Here is a 20,280-nt window from a genome sequence, read left to right as displayed (position 1 = left end):
CAGGAAATCTTAATCTTCGCCTTCTGTGTGTGCCTGCTTTCCAGCGCCGGGAACACCGTACATGGTGGTGCTGCCGCTGGACCAGTATTCAAGAACACCTTCAGACACAAGCTGGTTGATTACTTTCTTGGCTTCACGCATTTTCATATCGGGAAAAAGAGCGGCCAAGTCATTGAAATAAAACTTAGATTTCTGCTTGGATTTGGACTGGATGAACTCCAACACGATCTCTTTAGGATCTGCCATGCTCGCCTCTCTTATGGTTTAGGGCCGACTTGCGTCGGCCCTATAGGTTGTCGATTCTCAGCGACCAGTCTAGAACTTGAAGTTCGTGGTCTGGCGCCAAGTGTAGTACGCGGGATCACGGAAGTCATCAATCATGTGCTCGGAGAAATCCAGTTCGCACTTCTCGAAGAAACGCTCCCAACCAATGCGCTCTGCCCAGTCACCAACGCGCTCGTACTTGCGGGCGTCAGCAGCGTATGCTTCGACGATCTGGCGGATAACCTTGGCCAGTTTGGGCCAGCGAGGCGGTTCGTTGGGAATGAAGGCCACGACGACCTTGGAGAACTTGGGATTGCTGATGCGGTTGGAAACCTTGCCACCAGCCATGATGACCAGGCCGTCACCAGTCTGGTCGGACAGGGGCAGAGACGGACACATGGTGTAACAGTTACCACAGAACATGCAGCGCTCGTTCTTGATGGCAACGGTGTTAACGGTCTTGGTCTCGCCCTTTTCAGTGACGATTTCCTTTTTGGTCGGACGGATGGCGCCTACGGGGCAAGCGGAAACGGCCAACGGGATTTCGCAGAGGTTGTCCAGCCACTCGTGGTCGATGACTGGGGGCTTGCGGTGGTAACCGAGGATTGCGATGTCGGAGCAGTGTACGGCACCGCACATGTTCAGACAGCAAGCCATGGAGATACGGACCTGTGCAGGCATGCGCATCTGACCAAACTCTTCGAAGAGTTCATCCAGAACGACCTTGACTGTACCGGAAGCGTCCGTGGCAGGGGTGTGGCAGTGAACCCAACCCTGGGTGTGAACGATGTTGGTGATGCCGGCGCCGGTTCCGCCAACGGGGAACCTGAAGCTGCCGCCCTCGAACTTCTGCGCATTCAAGTACTCTTTGAGCTTCTTGGCTTCATCAAGAGTGGTAACCATGAACTCGATGTTGTTACGAGTGGTGAAGCGCAGATGACCACCGCAGAACTTGTCGGCGATGTTGCAGATTTCGCGAATATGACCAACAGTCATGAGGCGGGCGCCGCCGCAACGAACGGTGTAGACTTCGTCGCCGCTCTCGGCCTTGTGCATCAGGATGCCGGGTTCACAGATTTCATGCCACAGCCACTGCCCTTTGTTCTTGGCAATGACCGGAGGAAAGAAGTCGGAAGCATGGCGGGGGCCGATGTCCGAAATCCTGTTTTCCATTGGTTTTTCGGGATTGTATCCGGAAGAAACAAAAGCCATTTTCAACCCCCTTCTTATCTCTGATGGTGTTTACGGTAATCCGCGATGTCGCGATCCCAGCCGCCTTCAACGTCCTCTTCCTTCCAGAAGATGTACGGGTTGTGACGGGGTTCCATTACATGCTGGGGCACAGGAGTCAGGCCGACAGCGGCGATGGCCTTGGCCAAGCCCTGACGCTTGATGAGTTCACCAAGACGCTCGCGGTTCTTGCCTTCTTCCATCCACCATTCCCAGATACCTTCGATGATTTCCTTGACCTCATCGTAAGGATCCTCGACCTTGATGAAAGGTACGAGCAGGGAGCCCATCTGTGCGCCGTCCAGGATCGGAGCCTTGGCGCCAACCAGGATGGACAGGCCACGGTCATTACCGATGCGCAGAGCGCGGGGCATGACGTTCAGGCAGTGCATGCAGCGGGTACATTCGCGGTCGTTGATCTTCAGCTTGCCGTCTTCCATCCACATGCATTCGGTGGGGCAAAGACCGATGACTTCCTTCTCGATGTCAAAAGCGCCCCAATCCTTGCCGGCGTGTGCGCCGCCATTGGGCTGGATTTCACCACCAACATAGGCGGCAACAGCTTCCTGATCGATGCGGATTTCGTCGCGCCAGGTACCGATGAAGGACATGTCGGAACGAGCAATGGAAGCCACGCAACCATTCGGGCAACCATCAAACTTGAATTTGAACTTATAGGGGAATGCAGGGCGATGCAATTCGTCCTGGTATTCCTGAGTCATCTGGTAGCACAGTTCCTGAGCGTCGTAACAAGCCCATTCGCAACGGGAGTCACCAAGACAGGAAGCAGGGGTACGCAGGTTGGAACCGGAACCGCCCAGGTCGTTATTCATCTTGTGAGTCAGCTCAAAGTAGAATTCTTCCAGCTGAGGAGTGGTCGTTCCCAGCAACACGATGTCGCCGGTGGCGCCATGCATATTGGTCAAACCGGAGCCACGCATCTCCCACAGATCGCAAAGCTGATTCAGGAACTCAGTCGTGTAGTACATGCCTGCAGGCTGAGCGACACGAACGGTATGAAAATGAGCAACGCCGGGGAACATCTGGGGCTGGTCACAATAACGGCCGATAACGCCGCCGCCGTAACCGAAAACGCCGACGATGCCGCCGTGCTTCCAGTGAGTGGTGCCATCCTTGTAGGACAGCTCCAGGATTCCGAGAAGGTCATCACAAACGTCAACAGGAATCTGGTATTCCACACTATTCACGTTTTTATGACGTCTCTCGGCTTCCTCCTTGATGTCCGCCACAAAACTCGGCCACGGACCGCTCTGAAGCTGATCCAGCAACGGGGTCGCATGTTTAGCCATTACACATCCTCCTTAAAAAGATTAGACCGTGCACAGTCATCGCGCTGGTATTAAACTACTGCGCGACCCTCAACCTCTTAACAATTTCAGCTAGTTCTGAAAAATTGACGCTCGTGAATCTTCGTACAATGCCGTTCTTTTGTCAACCTGTATTTCGCTAAGCCCAGTCAGGGCCTAGCTTAACGGTACTGCTTGATTTCCTCAAGCACCTGAGCTTCAACCTCAAATCCGGTCTCTATAGCCTTATCAAAGTACATGAGCGCTTTCTTGGGTTCGCCCTTGTCAAGATAAGCAAGGCCGATGTTATTGTATGCAGGACCGAACATCGGTTCAATTTCAAGTGCCTTTGAGCACTGCATGATGCACCCTTCAGGATCGCCAAGGGCAAGGTACGCGCTGCCAAGCGTAGTATGAGCCTGGATGAACTGCGGGTCAAAGCTCAATGCCTTCTTCAACGCCTTGACAGCTTTGTCCGGATTTTGCTGCTGCATGTGCACAAATCCGATATTTCCCCATGGAACGGCGAAACGTGGCCGTACGTCGGCAGCCTTCTGGTTCATCTTGAGGCATTCATCAAGATCGCCGTCATGCATTGCCAAACCACCTAGCTGAACATAAGCTTCTGCAATGTTCGGCTCCAGCGCCAGCACTTCTTGGAATGCCTTCTTTGCTTCAGTAAGGTTCCGGTCAGCTACCAAGGAAACGCCCAAATTGTACAAAAGTGCGGCAGAATCGGGATTATCCTGCAATGCAGCCTTCAATGCCTCGACGCTTTTAGGACCATAATCAGCTCTTTGTTTCATAAGCACCTACCTAGGGCATATAGTCGTTGATATCGATATTATGCTTTTCGAGTTCTGCAGCATACCATCTGGAAAATTCAAACATTCCAATGTATCGCTCATCGCCGTTCACCATGCCCAGGCACATTTCAAGAACGCCCTGCCCGTAGGCATTGCTGTACTTTTCAGGGGCATGATTTTGCAAATATTCGCGCACGAGTTGTTGAGTCGTGCGCTTTGTTCCGTCGGTTCGCCATTCGATGGGCTCCTTCGGCTCTGCAAAAGGGTTCCATCGATCGTATCCAATCCGATCCACAAACTTGCGTCTCCGCGGGGCCATCTTTTCATAAATGGCCTTTTTCTGCGCTTCATGCTCGTCGGTCATATTCATGGGTCTATGCATCGTTGCCTCCGGGTTCAGGGGAACCCTGTTCAGTGGGCGCATCAGCCTGAGCGCTGTCAGCGCCAAAAAATTCATCGGAATAGACCGTCATGATGGCCGTGGAAACGGGCACGTGCATCAGTCGGAAATCTGCATACTTGGAACCAACAGCATCAAGCACCCTGTTGCTGATTGACAACAGCATATCCTGGATACGCTCAAGCTTCACGGCGGGATAAGGACGGCCGGGTTCGAACCCCGACAAACCGCAAGTATGGGATTTGCCCCCGATGTCCAAGGGAATCCCGTATATGCGACAGGTGATGGGACGATAGGCGTAAAGGGCGCATTTCTCCGCAGAGTCAAGCAGCGGACAACGAAGGCGCTCTTTGGCTGTCCGAAGCAGAATTTCGGAATGATCGACTTCATCGGCATCTTTCGAAGCCTTTTTCTTCAGAAGATACGCCTTGCGGTCTGCCTTGTCGGCTTCGACCAGTACTTCATTCCTGCGGATTTCCTCGAGTTCGGAAAATTTGAAATTGAGATACATGGCCTCGATCAGAGTCACGTCGAAAAGAGCGTGGCAACAATCACTGCATCCTTCCTTACAACGGACTTCAGAGGCGAAATTCCCCGAAACCTTGTGGAAAACAGCATCGACCTGAGCTACAAGCGCTTCATATTCTGTGAAAAATTGCGATAAATCCAGATTCATGGAGAAATTCCCTCGCCGGGATACGTTAAATCCCGCAGAAATGGCGATTACATGGAAAAATGGGACTTAGGATAAAAACTTCATGCCGAGTGCAGCGCGAAGATCAGATATAGAAATTGCCGGAGGTAACAGGCAGGCCCCGGCAGGGCCTGCCATAAAATAAAGGCCTAGTTTTCTTCGATGACGATGGCGTTCTGCTCACAAACTTCGATGCAGGATTCACAACCAAGACATTCCTCTTCATTCACGGGGACTGCCTTGCCATTCTGCAGCTCGTAAACTTCTACAGGGCAAACATCTACACATTCGCCACATCCGATGCATTTGTCGCTGTCGACGATAACCGAATAACCCATGATCAACCTCCAAAATTCTTTTTAATTCCCGCTTATGCGGGTTGAATAAGGGACCCTTACACACCTTCAAAAAGGCTGTAAACCTAAATAGCGACCTTGACGGAAAAGGAAATTAACCTTTAAATTTCAAGGAGATAAGAAACGCGAGCGTTAAAATAACGCCCGCGGTTATCGTGTTATTCGATTTCCTGCTTCACGCCGATCGCGACCTTGTAGAGGATGGTCAACACCAGGAAGCCAGTGGCGTAGATACCAAGGGAAACGCCAAGTTCCAACTGACTGGGCACATATTCAGTAATTTCATGCAACGGGTTCGGCACAAAACCGCCGCCAATCATTCCCAGGCCCTTGTCGATCCAGGCACCAATGAAGATGAGCAGACATCCGATGATGAGCAGGTTGTCCTGCTCCCTGTTCTTGGGGACGATCAGGATAAGAATGCCCACAACAGCCATGATCATGGCCGACCACATCCAGGGCACCAATACTCCGTGTCCGTGATAGCCGACGAACAGGTACTGAAGGTGAGCCATATGCGAGGGAATCTGGCTGTAGAAAACGGTGAACACTTCGCACAAGAGCAGGAAGAGATTCACGCACATGGCGTAGACAACCGTCTTTCCAAGCGTGGCCAATACGCCCTTGCCGGGATCAAAGCCGGTAAAGATCTTGGCGATATAAGTCACCAGAATCAGGAACGCGGGACCAGCAGCGAAGGCCGATGCCAGAAAGCGCGCCGCAAGCACTGCGGTCAGCCAGTAACCGCGACCGGGCAGACCACAATACAGGAAGGCCGTAACGGTGTGGATGGAGACTGCCCAGGGAATTGACAGGTAAATGAAGAACTTGATCCACTTGGGAGGCGCTACCTGCTTGCGTTCGGCCTCAAGGGTAACCCAGCCCACAAGTATGTTGATGAGCAGGTAGCCGTTCAAAACCACCATGTCCCAAAACAGCACGGAATTGGGTGTGGGATGAATCAGTACGTTCATCAGGCGCTGCGGCGAACCAAGGTCGGCGACAATGAACAGCAGACACAAAATAACCATGGCTACGGCGTTGAACTCTCCAAGAATGAGAATCTTGCCGAACTTATGGTAATTGTGAAGGTATTTCGGAATTACCAGCATGACGGCAGATGCGGCCACGCCGACAAGAAAGGTGAACTGTGCGATGTAGAATCCCCAGGTGACATCACGACTCATACCCGTGATTGTCAGGCCGTGCGAGAGCTGCTGCCAGTAACACGCAGCCCCGATGCTCATCAGCAGGAGCAAAAAGGCTATCCAACCCCAATAAATTTTTGATCCATTTATGGCTTTTTCAAGCATGACTCACCCCTTACACGAGATAGTAAACACAAGGTTTGGTTCCAAGGTACGGGCTGCGCCTGATGGAAAAGCGCTCAGCAAGCAGCTGGCGCACATTGGATTCGGGGTCATCCAGGTCCCCGAAAGTAATGGCTCCTGCGGAGACTTCAACGCACGAAGGCATTTTCCCTTCAGCCAGGCGCTCGGCACAGAATTCACACTTCTCGACCACGCCCTTGGTACGGGTGGGGTAATCAAGATCAACCTTTTCAATGTACGGACGCGGGTCCTTGAAGTTGAAACTCCTCGAACCGTAGGGACATCCGGCCATGCAGTAACGACAGCCGATGCAACGATGAAAATCCATCATGACAATGCCGTCTTCACGCTGGAACGTGGCTTTGGTCGGGCATACCCGCACACAGGGGGGATTCTCACAATGGTTGCACAAGGCCAGGGCGGATTTGGCGCCGGCCTCGGGCTGATATTCGTGATGGTTGTCCAGAAAGAGATGCTCCATTGATGTTTCCCAGATCCACTTAAGGTTCTGACTACCGGGAATATTAGGAACATTATGTGTCGTGTGGCAAATGTTTGTCACGTCCGCAACTATCTCATCAGTCAACTTGGCGGTGTCGATGACCATGGCCCACCGGGAAGCCTTGAGAGCATTGGGTCCGGAGTGAACGGCATGCCGGGATGCGAAAAGCAGTCCCTCTCTTGCCGTCCCTCCTCCGGCAGCAAGCAGCTCGGAAGCTGGGCGGACTCCCCAGCCCAAAGCCGCCACCGCAGCGATCTTCAAGAAGTCTCTACGCAAAGTTTTCATTTGTTTTCCCCCTTCGGATCAACATGACAATCCCAGCAGTAGGGGTTCACGGAAACGGTCGCATGGCATTTATCACAGAACTGATCCTTGTTCTCATGACACTTCAGACACGTTTTTGACAGACTCTTCTGGAAAACCTGATGATTGGCCACGGAATGATACTCATGCTCGCTACCGCGGACGACTTCGTCGCGCCAGTTGTTGAGCATGGCCATGTGCTCGGCGCGCATGAATTCGACGCTCTCCACACAGTCCTTGGCGTTCTTGGGCTTTTCCAGTTCAGGTCTCTGGTAGGCGGCGCTGCCGATGTTGTTCCAAAAAGGATAGGTCATGAAGACCACGAACACGGCAAGACCGATCAGAATTTTATTCTTGTCGTACATTATTCATCCTCCATCCCGGGCAGGTCTTCACCGCGCAGATCGGTTTCGCGTTCCTTTTCACCAGGAAAGACCAGGGCATTGGCAACAAGTTCATGCAAGCCGCAAACGTCGACTTCCGGCACCCAGTACTGCATGGAATTGGGCAGCACAGCCCGGTCGATGGCGCAGACGCAGCCAAGCATGTTCACACCGTATTTGTCATGGACATATTTAACGGCATTGGCGCGCGGCAGGCCGCCCATCATGCGCAGCTCATCGTTTTCACCGGCATTGAGGCCGGCGCCGCCACCGCAACAGAAGGTCTGTTCGCGGATGGTGCCTTCTGGCATATCGGTGAATTTCTCGACAACGCTCTTGGCCACGAACCGGGGTTCGTCGAGAAGTCCCATGCCGCGAGCGGGATTACAGGAGTCATGCCAGGTCAGATGAATATTGGCATTGCGCTTCTTGTTCAGATTGAGCTTGCCGTGCTTGATGAGGTCCGCCGTGAATTCGGCGATGTGTACCATCTTTGTGCTGGCTGCATTCTTGAACACCGTGCCGGTGATCGGATTGGAAGGCACTTCCATGCGTGAATGCTGGAACTCGGGACCGTTCAACGTGTCCATGTACTGATGAATGACGCGCCACATATGGCCGCATTCACCGCCGAGAATCCATTTCACGCCCAGGCGGTCGGCTTCCATGTACATCTTGGAGTTGAGACGCTTCATGGTTTCATGCGAGGTGAAGAAACCGAAGTTGCCGCCCTCGGAGGCATATGTCGACCAGGTCACGTCCAAACCGTATTCGCGCTTCAGGTACTCGAACAGCATGAGGTAACCCATGCAGGTGTAGGTACCCGGATCGGCGAAAACGTCTCCGGAAGGAGTGATGAAGAGAATGTCGGCTCCCTTCTTGTTGAACGAGGGCTCCGGACGGATACCGGTAATGTCTTCGATATCGTCGCAGAAAAAGTCAATCATGTCGAAGAAGGCATGAGGCTGGATGCCAAGATGGTTGCCGGTGCGGTAGCAGTTGGCCACCGGAGTCGCGATCCAGTCAATGTTGAGACCGAGCAGATTCAGGAGTTCACGGCCGATGATGGTCACTTCGGCGGTATCTATGCCGTAAGGGCAAAAGACGGAACAGCGGCGACACTCGGAGCACTGGAAGAAATAGTACCACCATTCCTTGAGTACCGCGGGAGTCAGCTTGCGTCCGCCGGCAAAACGGCCGAGGATCTTGCCGAAGGTCGAGAATTCGCCGCGGTAGACGGAACGCAGCAACTCAGCGCGAAGCACCGGCATGTTCTTCGGATCACCGGAACCGATGAAGAAATGGCACTTGTCCGCGCAGGCGCCGCAACGCACGCATATGTCCATGAAGATCTTGAACGAGCGGTACTTCTGCAGGCGTTCACGCAGGCCGTTGAAGATGATTTCCTGCCAGTTTTCCGGGAGTTTCCAGTCGTCGTCGAGAGGATTCCACTTCCGGGCATGAGGCAGACCCAGATAATTCACACTGTCCGGATTTGCTGAGTAGCAGTAGCGGCCGGGTTTGATCTCCACCGGCACGTCCATCCAGTCCGCCTTGGGCGGCGTGTAGTCGATATTCGCAAAAAGCGCTTCAGGGCGTGGCAGATCAGACATTACTCGGCTCCTTCTGCTAGAGGCTTGTCCACGGGAAGATCCTTATCGACCATCTTCTCACGGAATTCGTCCTCGTATTCTTCATATGTGTGGTAATGAACGTTCTCGAACTTCCAGGGGTTGATGTGCCTGAACTTTCTGGAAGCACAGTTCATATTGCGAGTGGGCGAAAGGAACACGCCGCCCATGTGCATGAGTTTGCTGAGCGGAAAATAGGCAAGAAGCACGGAAACAAGGAACATATGGATGTAAAACATCACCCCGATCCCTTCCGGCACGACCCAGGAAAATGTCACAAGGCCCATCGCCAACTGTTTGACTGAAATGATGTCAACCTTGGCGAAATACCGCATGAAAATGCCTGAAAAGGCGATGCCGAGAATCAGGAACAGCGGAAAGTAGTCCTGCACCAAGGAGATGTAACGGATCTGGGGAACCACTACACGACGCACAAAAAGATAAGTTACAGCGGCAACAAAAACGACGTCTGTAAGATAGAGCGTCGGAGCGCCGATCTGCAGCATGCTGTCCATGGCTTCAATGCCGGCAATAATGCCCGGCACCGGCTCTGTGAAAAAGCGCATATGCCGCAGAACAATGACCAAAAAGGAGTAGTGGAAAGCCAGAGCGCCAAGCCACAACCATTTGCTTGAACTGTAGGTAACCTTTGTACCTTCGTGCAGATCAACCTTGGTATTGCGGAACAGCGACCTGAACAACAACACTTCCAAAAGCATCCTCATCACGACGCCGCCCGTGGTGGATGGATTTTCGATGGTGCTCTGCTTGATCCATGGCAGGGATTCCTGCTGGCCGCATGTAGTGGGGATACAAAACGGCACCGCCGATCTCCCCCAATCTACTACTCTCATACAGAATCCCACCACAAAAACCGCGACTGCCAGGAAGGGTATGTACAGCCCAAAGGCTTTTTCCATACCCAACGCCCCGGCGCCCACTAGGGCTAATGCCGCGAGGGCAAAGACCAGGAAAAGGGAGTAAAGAGCTTTCATGTACCTTTTACCTCGCTAAAGGGTTAACACAAAAAATATACTTAACGGACACTACCCCGCTACCTCCTCGTCTTTTAATAAATTTGCCCTTTCAAGCAATTTATGAGTTCTGCTATATAACTGATTTGCTTTTTGCTTCCAAAGAAGCTCTCGGCAATTCATGTAAAGATCAAATCCTAGCATTGTAAGTCTATCAACCCGAATGTTCCAATCATGCAACATGGCGTCAGCTTCCGCGTCGGTGCAAGCTTTCTCCAATTGACGGCGAACTATCTCCTTGAGGGCAGGAAGAAAACATAAAGCAACCGATGGAGCGAAGCCCTGCACGGCTCTGATGCGCAAGATCCCGTCCAGATCGGTGGAGCACTCCGAAACGTCTGCCTCGCTGATCAGCACCTTATATATCCGCTCGACATTAGTGCGAAAAGTATGCCCCACAGGATTGGCAAATTCATTGGAAGAACCGGAAAAAAATTTGCCACCCTCTTCAGGGTAGGTCTTGATGATTGCCTCTGACCATTGAGCACAAATGCCGTGATGGTTGTCAGCCAAGAATTTCTGAAGTTCCATAAATACCTTAAAATACTTGAAATTACAATATTTTACAGTTGACCGCGCAACGCATTGGAAGCACAGGACAGATTAGCGGGGTACTTAAATCACCTCCTTTTCAAGGTCAAGCTGTTTGTGAAAAATGAAACAAGGAGGACGACTCAAACTTGATCATGAATCCAATATGTTATTCAAGCTCTCCGCTGTTGGGTCTCAACCATCAAACAATGCGTCTCGTCAACACCCAAACCGGCGGCATGCACACTTCGGACTAGGCATCCAGCGTCGCTTATGCTACCAGTGCCGCCACATCCACACCAACTCTCGACCATCCAACGGCATATCCATGAAGCTGCGAATCCTTTTCATATCCCTGCTTTGCGCCACCTCCATGCTGGCAATGTCCGCTTTCGCCCCAGCCGTGGCGCAGGACGAAACTCCCCAGTCATGGCGTCTGCTTGCCGACAAGACAGCAGCAAGTCACGACAACCAGTATCTTGAAGCATTCGGAAATGTGATCCTGGACAGGGGGAGCGACTACATCCGCGCCGATTATGCGCGGTACTACCAGTCGACAAAATGGGTCTTCCTCAAGGGCAATGTTGAAGCCAGGTTTCAGGGGGATTTCCTGAAGGCCGAGGAAGCGGAGTTCGACCTCAACACGAACACTGGCTGGCTTAAGAACGGCCAGATCTTCATGGAAGACCCGCACATGTATTTCGAAGGCGCCGTACTCAAGAAAACAGGCGCGGATACATACGAATTTCGGGAAGCCACCATAACGGTCTGCGACGGAGAGCGGCCAGCCTGGTCGATCAAGTCCTCACGGGGCGACATTACGGTCGATGGCTATGCGCACCTCTGGACTCCCCGCTTTCAAATTCTCGATCAACCCGTCCTTGCAGCCCCTTACGCGGTGATCCCGGTCAAAACCAAGAGGCAAAGCGGCTTCCTTCTGCCCGAGATCGGCACCAGCGACCGCCTCGGCATCACCTACGACCAGCCCTATTATCAGGTCATCGACGAAGAGCAGGACGTCACCCTCTACTCCCACCTCATGAGCAGCAAGGGACTCATGCTCGGCGCCGAATACCGCATGGTGCCCGACATCCACAGCAAAGGGATCTGGAAACTCGACTATCTCTACGATCAACAGACCGAAGGCGAGTCTCTTTACAGCGATAACACTGACATGGCGCGCGAAAACCGCAATCGCTGGTGGGCTCGAGGCAAATTCGACGGCTATATCGTAGAGCCTGACTGGAATATCAAATTTGATCTGGATCTGGTTTCGGATCAGGATTACCTGCGTGAATTTTCACACGGATATTCAGGTTTCAGCAAAAGCCGTCGCGACTTCCTCCAGTATTTTGGCCGCGATATCGAAGACAGCGACAGCTATCTGCGAATCAACCGTGCACTCCTGAGCCGCAACTGGGGCGACATCGGCTTCCAGGGACTTCTCGAATATACGCAAAATCTCGAGTATGGCAGCAACAATAACCTTACCAACAAGCAAAGAGCCTTTGATCCCACGCTGCAGAGGCTTCCTGAACTCAATTTTCATCTGTACCAGACTCAACTGTTCGACACCCCATTGACCGTCGAAGGAAGTTCCCAGCTGGCTTCATTTTGGAGAGAATACGGAACCACCGGTAACCGCTTTGATATTCACCCCGTAATTGGTATGCCGATGCACTTTGATTACGGCTCCGTAATTCCAAAAGCTGGACTACGCAGCACAAGCTATTTCATACAGCGATTTGAAGGTGATGATAACGATGTCGACACGGACAAGAGCACCCAAACCAGATTCTTTCCTGATTTTTCCACAACAGCATACACTGAATTTTCCAAGATATTTACCATAAACGATGAAAACAGCATCGATAAAGATGCTCAGGCTCCAACCTGGCTGAAATTGAAGCATGCCCTTCAGCCTCGTCTGGAATACAACTACATTCCCTATTCCGAACAGGAAAAATATCCCTATTTTGATGAAACAGATCGAATCGACGCCAAAAACGAACTCACATACTCCATAACGAATATTTTTACCAGCAAAACAGGTAAATGGCAGCCCAGCCTTGAAGAACAAGGACAGCCCAGGCTACAGATGGATTTTTTCGAAATGGCGCGGTTGCGCTTCGAACAATCCTACAGCCTCCGCGAAGAAAGACGAAACGAAGACACAGATGCTTACCCCAATCGGCCATTTTCAGACGTGCTGACGGATCTGACCACAAGAATCAACCCTTGGCTTTACCTGAACAACAAGACTTGGTTCTCCACGTACGAAGGCAGCGTCACGGAACATGAACACTCCCTTTCCGCCTACTACGACGATCTCCTCTACGCATCGTTCGGGCTGGATTTTCTGGAGGAGATCGACGAATACCTGCGACAGGAACAAGAGCGCCAGCGTATCGCCTCCTTCGGCGGCGGCTTTGCCATTAACAATCAGTGGAGTGCCGCCTTTTTGTACCGTGTCGATTGGGAGGCCAGTACCGACCTGGAAAAAAGGCTGACATTGCGCTACGATCATCAATGCTTCTCCGCCGAAACATCATGGAGCCAAACCGACGAGGACTCCCGCTTCGAATTTCGAGTCATTCTCGCGCAATTGGGTTCCCTGGGCCGTTAAGACATGCAACCTGAAAAGCAGATCCGCCTCCTGCCTCCTGAACTGCAGAACCAGATCGCGGCAGGCGAAGTCGTCGAACAACCGTCCAGCGTGCTGAAGGAACTAGTGGAAAACGCCCTGGATGCTGGCGCAACCCGAATCCGGATTCAAATTCGGGACGGGGGGCAATCATGCATCAAAGTCAGCGACAACGGTCTTGGCATCCGGGAAGATCAACTCGAACTTGCCGTGACGCGCCACGCCACCAGCAAGCTCGAAAACCTCCAGGACCTGCAGGATATCAAAAGTTTTGGCTTCCGCGGAGAGGCCCTGCCGAGCATAGCTTCGGTTTCTCGCTTCCGCATCGCCTCCGCCAGGCGGGATGGGGAGGGCGGGGTCCTTGAAGTGCTGCATGGCCGCGTTGTTCGCGAGGACAAGACAGCCATGCCCCGCGGGACTGAAGTTGAGGTCAGCGATCTTTTCTCCAACGTACCGGCCCGCCTCAAATTTCTCAAAAAACCAGGGACCGAGACACGCAAATGCGCTGAACTTGTCGCACGCATCGCGCTTGCCAACCCGCATGTCGATTTTGAGTTCCTGAACGCCGAGCGTAGCGTGCATCGTTTCCTGGCAGGCCAGGAACTCACGCAGCGCCTTGCGGCTATCTGGCCCCAGGAGGTTGTCGACGCCTTGCATGTCGTCAGCCATGATGAAGGCTCACTATCCATTCAAGGCCTTGTCGGGGATCCCGCCATGGCGCAAGCGCGACCGGACCGCATTCTGATCTATGTGAATTCCCGTCCGGTTCAGGACAAGACAATACTGAGCGCCATCCGCGAAGCGTACCGGGGGAGAATTCTCGGCAAGGAATATCCGCAGGCGGTCGTTTTTCTTCAGATCCCACCGGACGAGGTTGACGTGAACGTGCATCCGGCCAAAACCGAAGTCCGCTTTCAGGACGACGGATTCATTTTCCGGATCGTTCGCAGAGCCGTGCTGCAGACCCTTGAGCGAAACTCGCACCAGACGCTGGCCGTTGATCATGCCCAGCCGCTCTCCGTCAGTCAGATGCATGCATCCTTGCCCGCAATGGAACATCGTTTTTCCGCAACCGTCCCGGCCGAGACCGAAACAAGGCAGACTCCCCTGCTTTACGACCAGCAGTGGCCTCAGAAATTCGCATCCTCCACCGCTGCGCAAAAACTCTTCGAACCCGCTGGCAGCACGTATCCAGAACCGGGGACACCTGATCAGAACACACAAGCTTCACAGCTCTCCTCGGACCTGCAGCGGGCTTCACAAACGCCACGTCCCTCCGAGGTCCAATATCTTGGGCAATTTGCCCAAACATATTTGATTCTTGCCGCACGGGACGAGATCACGCTTATCGACCAGCACGCAGCCCACGAACGTGTCCTGTTCAACATGATGCGCGCACAGGGATCACGCGGGGACAGACGGCCGCTCCTCCTTCCCCTTGAGATCCCTCTCCATCCTGCACAGGCTGCATTGGCGCAGGAGATCTGGACAAAACTCGACGAACTGGGGTTTTCTCTAGAGCTGGCTCCCGGGCTCCTGAAACTGAAATCCATCCCCGCACTTCTGATCCCGTCCAAAGCAAAGGAGTTTCTGCAGGATATTCTGACCGGGAAAGCCACAACCATGGAAGATCTCTGGGCTGTCATGGCCTGCAAGGCCGCCATCAAGGCAGGAGATACGCTCACTGCGGACGAAGCGCTGGCGCTTGTCGACTCCTGGCAAAACCTGCCGGAAAAAAATTTCTGCCCGCATGGTCGCCCGGTGGCGGTGCGATGGGGCGTTAACGATCTGGAAAAACTGTTTAAGCGCCGATCCTAGAGCGCCCGTTTCCATACAGAATTGGACTACAGGAGGATTGTTTGAATATTCTTATAGTTGGAGCCGGTGGACGCGAACACTCCCTGGCATGGAAAATCAGTCAAAGTCCGCTGCTGGACAAATTGTTCATCGCGCCTGGAAATGGTGGAACCGCACTTCTGGGCACCAACGTTCCCCTCCAAGACAGCAACATAGATGGCATTGTCGCTTTTGCCCGCGATAATGAAATAGGTCTTGTCGTCGCCGGACCTGAACTGCCCCTCGTCCTTGGGCTGCACGAGGCACTGAACGCGGTGAATATCCCATGCTTTGGCCCTTGCACTTTCGACGCCCAATTGGAAGGCTCCAAGGCCTTCGCCAAAAACATGATGCGGGAAACCGGAGTGCCTACAGCAGACTTCCAGGTCTTCGACAATTATGAACGGGCGCTGGATTACGTGCGGGGACAGGTCCTGCCCATGGTCATCAAGGCGGACGGTCTGGCTGCCGGAAAAGGCGTGGTCATAGCACAGAGCATGAGCGAAGCTGAAGAGGCCCTCAAGGACATGATGGTCACGCAGGTGTTCGGAGAGGCTGGCCAAACCGTCGTGGTCGAAGAGGCCTTGATCGGTGAGGAAGCTTCCTTCATGGCATTCTGTGACGGGACCACCATCGTGCCCATGCCGTCGCTGCAAGACCACAAGCGCATCGGCGACGGCGACACCGGGCTCAACACAGGAGGCATGGGCGCCTACAGCCCTGCGCCCATCCTGCCGCCGGACCGATACGAAGCCATGGCCGATCTGGCCATTCGCCCCATCACCAGGCATTTGGCGGCTATCGGCCAGCCTTTCAAGGGCGTACTCTATGCCGGCCTCATGATGACCGCCAAGGGTCCAATGGTGCTGGAGTACAATGTCCGCTTTGGGGATCCCGAATGCCAGCCGCTCATGGCCAGGCTCAAATCGGATCTGGTCGAAATCATGCTTGATTGCGTGAACGGCACCCTTTCTCCTGAAAAGGTGGAATTTCATCAGGAAACCAGCTGCTGCGTCGTGATGGCGGCGATGGGATACCCGCAAAACTATCCCAAAGGGATGGCTATCTCTGGCATCGAAGCTGCGGAGCAGATTGAATCGGTCAAAGTCTTCCAGGCCGGTACGCAACTGCAAGACGGCATTCCCGTCAGCAGCGGCGGACGGGTTCTTGGTGTCACCGCCCTTGGTACCGACCTGCAACAAGCGCGGGAGCGGGCTTACCAGGCAGTGGCCAAAATCCATTTTGACAACAGCTATTATCGTAAAGATATCGCCAATAAAGGATTAAGGAGGTCCTGATGCCACAGGTAGCAATTTTCATGGGTAGCAAGTCCGACGAGGCTACGGTTCGCCCTTGCGCAGATGTTCTGGAAAAACTCGGAATTTCCTGCACGTTCACAATCACTTCAGCTCATCGGACTCCGGAGCGCACCTCCCGTCTGATCAAGGAACTGGAGGAGGATGGTGTTCAGGTTTTTATCTGCGCAGCAGGCCTTGCCGCCCATCTGGCCGGCGCTGTCGCCGCGAAAACAGTAAGGCCGGTCCTTGGGATACCGATTTCAGCATCCGCACTGGGAGGCTGGGATGCGTTGCTGGCCACTGTACAGATGCCCCCCGGCTTTCCGGTTGGCACGCTGGCTTTGGACAAGGTCGGAGCACGCAACGCGGCCTGGCTAGCAGCCCAGATCCTGGCCCTGCATGATCCGGAACTGACGCAGCGGATACTGGAAGAAAGGCGCAAGATGATCGAACAGGTGGAAGAAGACGCAAAATCCCTTTGAAATATACAGTACAAAAAAAAGGCGACCCGAGGGTCGCCTTTTTTTGTACTGTCGTTTCGTCTTATTGGAGATACTTGAAGAACTCGCTCTGAGGCGTCAGGACAAACTGGGTCTGATCCTTCATGGTCTTCTTGTATGCATCCATGGTTCGCACAAATTCATAGAAGTCAGGATCCTGAGACAAGGCCTGGGCATATATGGCCGTTGCTGCGGCTTCACCCTCGCCCCGTGCAGCCTCGGCCGCACGTCTGGCATCGGCCAGGATGACAGCCCTCTGACGATCTGCCAGGGTCGTGATCTTGGTGGCCTCTTCTCGCCCTTCCGAGCGATACTGTTTGGCTTGGCGCTCACGCTCGGCCTTCATGCGCCCATAGATCGCAAGCTGGTTTTCCTGGGGCAAATCAGTCCGCTTGATGCGAACATCAATGATATGAATTCCATACTCGCCCAAAAGCACGTTGGATCTAGTCGTCACTTCGTCCATGATTGTCGATCGCTCAACCGCCACGATTTCAGTAAGCGTATAACGACCCAAAGCTTCTCTCAATTGTGAATAAACGATATCATCAATGCGGGATAATCCGTTCTGCACGCTTCGAACTTTTTGATAAAACAATAGCGGATTGACAATTCTCCATCTGGAAAAATTGTCAACAACCATATTTTTCTTATCTTGAGTGAGAATCTCTGCAGCCGGTGCATCGTATTCAAGAACCCGTGAATCAAAAAATATGACATTCTGCACAAAAGGAAGCTTGAAATGCAAACCAGGTTCATAGTCAGCATTACCAACTGGTTTGCCCAACTGTAGAACAATGGCTCGTTCAGTCTGATCGACTACAAAAACACATTGCAGAAGAATAAATACAGCGATGCCTATTCCGGCTATTACAAATTGAATTGATCTCATCAGTTCGCTCCTCCGTCTTTACCCTGCCCGGTCACGGCTGCTCTTCCGGAGCGCTGCAAAGGCAAATAGGGGAATACCCGCTGCATGGAATCATTTGAGATAATGATCTTCTCCACTTCCGGCCTGGAAAGTATCTCTTCCATTGTTTCCAGATAAATACGCTTTTTCGTAATGTCCTTTGCCTTTCGGTATTCTTCAAGAACAAACAGGAAACGATCGCTGTCACCTTTGGACTGCAGGATTTTGGTTTCCTTGTAGGCCTGAGCCTGATTCATGATGGCAGCAGCCTCTCCGCGCGTACGCGGGACCAGATCATTTTCGTAGGCTTCCGCCTCATTGATGAAACGGCTCTTGTCCTCTTTCGCGCTGGCGACATCCTTGAAGGCATCGATAACCTGACGCGGAGGGTGCACATCCTGCAGCTGCACAGCGACAACCCTGATACCAATCTTGTAACTGTCCAGAATTTTTTGCAGCAAATCACGGGTGTCATTCTGGATGGTCAGCTTGTCATCGGTGAGCGCGGCATCGATCTTGTTATAGCCGATGACCTCACGCATGGCGGCTTCAGCGGCGTCCTTGACCGTCTTATCCTGGTTGGCGACATTGAACAGATAGTCCTGCGCATTATCGATCAGAAACTGAACGATGAACTGAACGTCGACGATGTTTTCATCGCCGGTCAGCATCAGGGACTCCTCCGGAACCTGCCGCACCTGGACACCAGTGCCTACGGTAAAGGCGGTGCTACCGCGAAAACCGACTTCTAGCCGCTGAATCTTGGTGACTTGTGGAGTCAACACGGATTCAAACGGAAAAGGCAGTCGATAGTGCGGTCCAGGTTCAGTAGTGCGTTCGTAGGCACCGAAGCGTTTGACAACGCCGACTTCATCAGGTTGAACGATATATATACCGCTCCCGAGCCAGAACAAAAGGGCCGCAAGCAAGATGAGCCGCCAGCCTGGCAAATTCATCTGTTTAAACTGTTTGACTTTTTCGTTTAAATCACCAAGATCCGGCCCAGGCATGGGGCCAGACTGCCTCTGTCGTTTTTCTTGTAGTTTTTCCCAGTCCCAATTCATAGTGCTCCTTCGTAAAAGACTCCCGAGGCAAGGTCAAGGAATCGTGGACAACGCCTCTATAATCGCAACAACATTTCAAACCAGAAATTGAGGATAATGTGAGTGATACAATGGTTACAATTTATACTGACGGGTCAAGCCTGGGCAACCCGGGTCCCGGAGGCTGGGGCGCTGTTCTCATCTGGGCTGACGCGAGAAAGGAACTGAGCCGTGGATATGTCGAAACTACGAACAATCGCATGGAAATCAGGGGTGTTATTCATGCACTTGAGCACCTCAAAAGGGCATGCGTAGTACATGTCCATTCGGACTCGCGCTATGTGTGCGACGCCATCTCAAAAAAATGGATCCAGTCATGGATCAAGAACGGTTGGGTCACCTCTGCCAAAAAGCCGGTCAAGAACAGGGATCTCTGGGAGCAACTCCTGATTTTGCTGAAAAAACACAAGGTGATGTTTCATTGGGTGAAAGCCCACGACGGGAACCCGGAGAATGAACGCTGCGACGAACTGGCAAAAAACGCGGCCAAAGCCCGTGAACGTGAAGTAGATGAAGGATATGCAGGGAATAGCTGACAAGTCCATCCCTAATCATCCCCTCATCAACTTGGAATATTGAGGACTTTTGCCAGACGAGTCAACGTCCTCAATTCCCGAAGAGCAGCTCGAATGCGTGAACGAGAAACGCAATGCCTATCCCGATCTTGATTGCCAAGCCAAGAATCTTGCCTATCATTGCGCCCAGAGCCGCTTTTTTTGCGTCCGCGAGAGGACGGTGATTCATCAGTTCAACGCCAAGGCACCCCAGATACGCTCCGGCAACCGCTCCCAAAAGAGCGCCCAAGCCAAGGAAAAAGGGAGCTCCCAGTATCGCTCCGAATATGGCGCCCGCAAAAGCACCCCAGTTTCCGGATGATGATGCGCCATATTTGCGAGCACCTACGGTTTGCAATGCGAACTCGATACATTCCCCAAGGAAGGCAACAGCCACAAAAATCAAAAAGGTTGTCAGAGTGAGCGTAGATTCGGGACTGATCCAGGCCCAGACGCCCAAGATCAAAATGATGAACCAATTTGCAGGAAAAGAGAATATATGGGTGAAAAAGGCGATGACAAGAAGAAGGAAGGTGAGGATTGCGAGAGTGATGCTCATTTTTTGAGAAGAGAAGAGAAAAAAAAGGTCCTGGCGACGACCTACTTTCCCACAAGTGAACTTGCAGTATCATCGGCGCTGGAGGTCTTAACTTCCGAGTTCGG

At 52.8% G+C, this 20,280-nt stretch carries 21 protein-coding genes; 5 read left to right on the top strand and 16 right to left on the bottom strand.

The annotated features are described in order from the left end of the window. Window positions 1-9: 9 nt before the first annotated feature. The 13 genes from CVU60_09340 to CVU60_09280 form a co-directional block, all read right to left on the bottom strand. The gene (locus CVU60_09340; GenBank protein ID PKN41592.1) at window positions 10-246 is read right to left on the bottom strand and encodes a dissimilatory sulfite reductase-asociated protein DsvD; all 237 of its coding nucleotides are present in this window, start codon (window positions 244-246) and stop codon (window positions 10-12) included. 69 nt (window positions 247-315) lie between these two features. Beyond that, a complete protein-coding gene (gene dsrB, locus CVU60_09335) occupies window positions 316-1,476 on the bottom strand; it encodes a dissimilatory-type sulfite reductase subunit beta (protein PKN41591.1) in 1,161 nt (386 codons plus the stop codon). A 14-nt stretch (window positions 1,477-1,490) separates the two neighbouring features. Beyond that, complete coding sequence (gene dsrA, locus CVU60_09330; protein PKN41590.1) at window positions 1,491-2,804, bottom strand: dissimilatory-type sulfite reductase subunit alpha; 1,314 nt, start codon at window positions 2,802-2,804, stop codon at window positions 1,491-1,493. Window positions 2,805-2,983: 179 nt separating this feature from the next. Then, window positions 2,984-3,607: a hypothetical protein gene (locus tag CVU60_09325; protein PKN41589.1), complete on the bottom strand. Its 624-nt coding sequence runs from the start codon at window positions 3,605-3,607 to the stop codon at window positions 2,984-2,986. Between the two features lie 10 nt (window positions 3,608-3,617). Further along, the gene (locus tag CVU60_09320) at window positions 3,618-3,989 is read right to left on the bottom strand and encodes a hypothetical protein (protein PKN41588.1); all 372 of its coding nucleotides are present in this window, start codon (window positions 3,987-3,989) and stop codon (window positions 3,618-3,620) included. After that, entirely contained in the window at window positions 3,982-4,683 is a 702-nt protein-coding gene (locus CVU60_09315; protein ID PKN41587.1) for a hypothetical protein, read from the bottom strand. The genes CVU60_09320 and CVU60_09315 overlap by 8 nt, the downstream gene beginning before the upstream one ends. A gap of 167 nt (window positions 4,684-4,850) precedes the next feature. Continuing rightward, on the bottom strand, window positions 4,851-5,039 hold the full coding sequence (locus tag CVU60_09310) for a 4Fe-4S dicluster domain-containing protein (GenBank protein ID PKN41586.1): 189 nt from the start codon (window positions 5,037-5,039) through the stop codon (window positions 4,851-4,853). A 176-nt stretch (window positions 5,040-5,215) separates the two neighbouring features. Further along, on the bottom strand, window positions 5,216-6,370 hold the full coding sequence (locus tag CVU60_09305; GenBank protein ID PKN41585.1) for a menaquinol oxidoreductase: 1,155 nt from the start codon (window positions 6,368-6,370) through the stop codon (window positions 5,216-5,218). A 10-nt stretch (window positions 6,371-6,380) separates the two neighbouring features. After that, window positions 6,381-7,175 carry a 4Fe-4S ferredoxin gene (locus tag CVU60_09300; protein ID PKN41584.1) on the bottom strand — a complete coding sequence of 265 codons (795 nt, stop codon included), beginning with the start codon at window positions 7,173-7,175 and terminating at the stop codon, window positions 6,381-6,383. Then, complete coding sequence (locus tag CVU60_09295) at window positions 7,172-7,558, bottom strand: cytochrome C (protein ID PKN41583.1); 387 nt, start codon at window positions 7,556-7,558, stop codon at window positions 7,172-7,174. Before CVU60_09295 ends, CVU60_09300 begins: the two co-directional genes overlap by 4 nt. Further along, on the bottom strand, window positions 7,558-9,189 hold the full coding sequence (locus CVU60_09290) for a menaquinol oxidoreductase (protein PKN41582.1): 1,632 nt from the start codon (window positions 9,187-9,189) through the stop codon (window positions 7,558-7,560). The genes CVU60_09295 and CVU60_09290 overlap by 1 nt, the downstream gene beginning before the upstream one ends. Continuing rightward, window positions 9,189-10,202: a menaquinol oxidoreductase gene (locus tag CVU60_09285; GenBank protein PKN41581.1), complete on the bottom strand. Its 1,014-nt coding sequence runs from the start codon at window positions 10,200-10,202 to the stop codon at window positions 9,189-9,191. The genes CVU60_09290 and CVU60_09285 overlap by 1 nt, the downstream gene beginning before the upstream one ends. 51 nt (window positions 10,203-10,253) lie before the next feature. Beyond that, on the bottom strand, window positions 10,254-10,772 hold the full coding sequence (locus tag CVU60_09280; GenBank protein PKN41580.1) for a hypothetical protein: 519 nt from the start codon (window positions 10,770-10,772) through the stop codon (window positions 10,254-10,256). Between the two features lie 124 nt (window positions 10,773-10,896). Here CVU60_09280 and CVU60_09275 point away from each other — a divergent pair, with 124 nt between their 5' ends. The 4 genes from CVU60_09275 to purE are packed head-to-tail and all read left to right on the top strand — an operon-like array spanning window position 10,897 to window position 17,032. Continuing rightward, window positions 10,897-13,398, top strand: coding sequence for an LPS-assembly protein LptD (locus tag CVU60_09275; GenBank protein PKN41579.1), 2,502 nt, complete (start codon window positions 10,897-10,899; stop codon window positions 13,396-13,398). 3 nt (window positions 13,399-13,401) lie between these two features. Beyond that, entirely contained in the window at window positions 13,402-15,234 is a 1,833-nt protein-coding gene (locus tag CVU60_09270) for a DNA mismatch repair protein MutL (protein ID PKN41578.1), read from the top strand. A 41-nt stretch (window positions 15,235-15,275) separates the two neighbouring features. After that, window positions 15,276-16,550 (top strand): phosphoribosylamine--glycine ligase, encoded by a 1,275-nt coding sequence (locus CVU60_09265; GenBank protein PKN41577.1) that lies wholly within the window; start codon window positions 15,276-15,278, stop codon window positions 16,548-16,550. Continuing rightward, a complete protein-coding gene (gene purE / locus CVU60_09260) occupies window positions 16,550-17,032 on the top strand; it encodes a 5-(carboxyamino)imidazole ribonucleotide mutase (protein PKN41576.1) in 483 nt (160 codons plus the stop codon). Before CVU60_09265 ends, purE begins: the two co-directional genes overlap by 1 nt. A 61-nt stretch (window positions 17,033-17,093) precedes the next feature. On the opposite strand, the gene hflC is transcribed toward purE, so the two are convergent. Both hflC and hflK read right to left on the bottom strand, forming a co-directional pair. Further along, entirely contained in the window at window positions 17,094-17,942 is an 849-nt protein-coding gene (gene hflC / locus CVU60_09255) for a protease modulator HflC (GenBank protein PKN41575.1), read from the bottom strand. Then, a complete protein-coding gene (gene hflK / locus CVU60_09250; protein PKN41574.1) occupies window positions 17,942-19,024 on the bottom strand; it encodes an FtsH protease activity modulator HflK in 1,083 nt (360 codons plus the stop codon). The genes hflC and hflK overlap by 1 nt, the downstream gene beginning before the upstream one ends. Window positions 19,025-19,134: 110 nt before the next feature. On the opposite strand from hflK, the gene CVU60_09245 reads away from it, so the two are divergent. Next, the gene (locus CVU60_09245; GenBank protein ID PKN41573.1) at window positions 19,135-19,599 is read left to right on the top strand and encodes a ribonuclease HI; all 465 of its coding nucleotides are present in this window, start codon (window positions 19,135-19,137) and stop codon (window positions 19,597-19,599) included. A gap of 70 nt (window positions 19,600-19,669) precedes the next feature. Here the strand turns inward: CVU60_09245 and CVU60_09240 are convergent, their stop codons facing one another. Beyond that, on the bottom strand, window positions 19,670-20,176 hold the full coding sequence (locus CVU60_09240; protein ID PKN41572.1) for a DUF456 domain-containing protein: 507 nt from the start codon (window positions 20,174-20,176) through the stop codon (window positions 19,670-19,672). Window positions 20,177-20,280: the final 104 nt, after the last annotated feature.

Source organism: Deltaproteobacteria bacterium HGW-Deltaproteobacteria-18, from assembly GCA_002841885.1.
In the GTDB taxonomy this organism is placed as follows: domain Bacteria; phylum Desulfobacterota; class Desulfovibrionia; order Desulfovibrionales; family Desulfomicrobiaceae; genus Desulfomicrobium.
The sequence above is the reverse complement of the archived record's forward strand: the minus strand, read 5'-3'. Positions and strand labels throughout refer to the sequence as shown.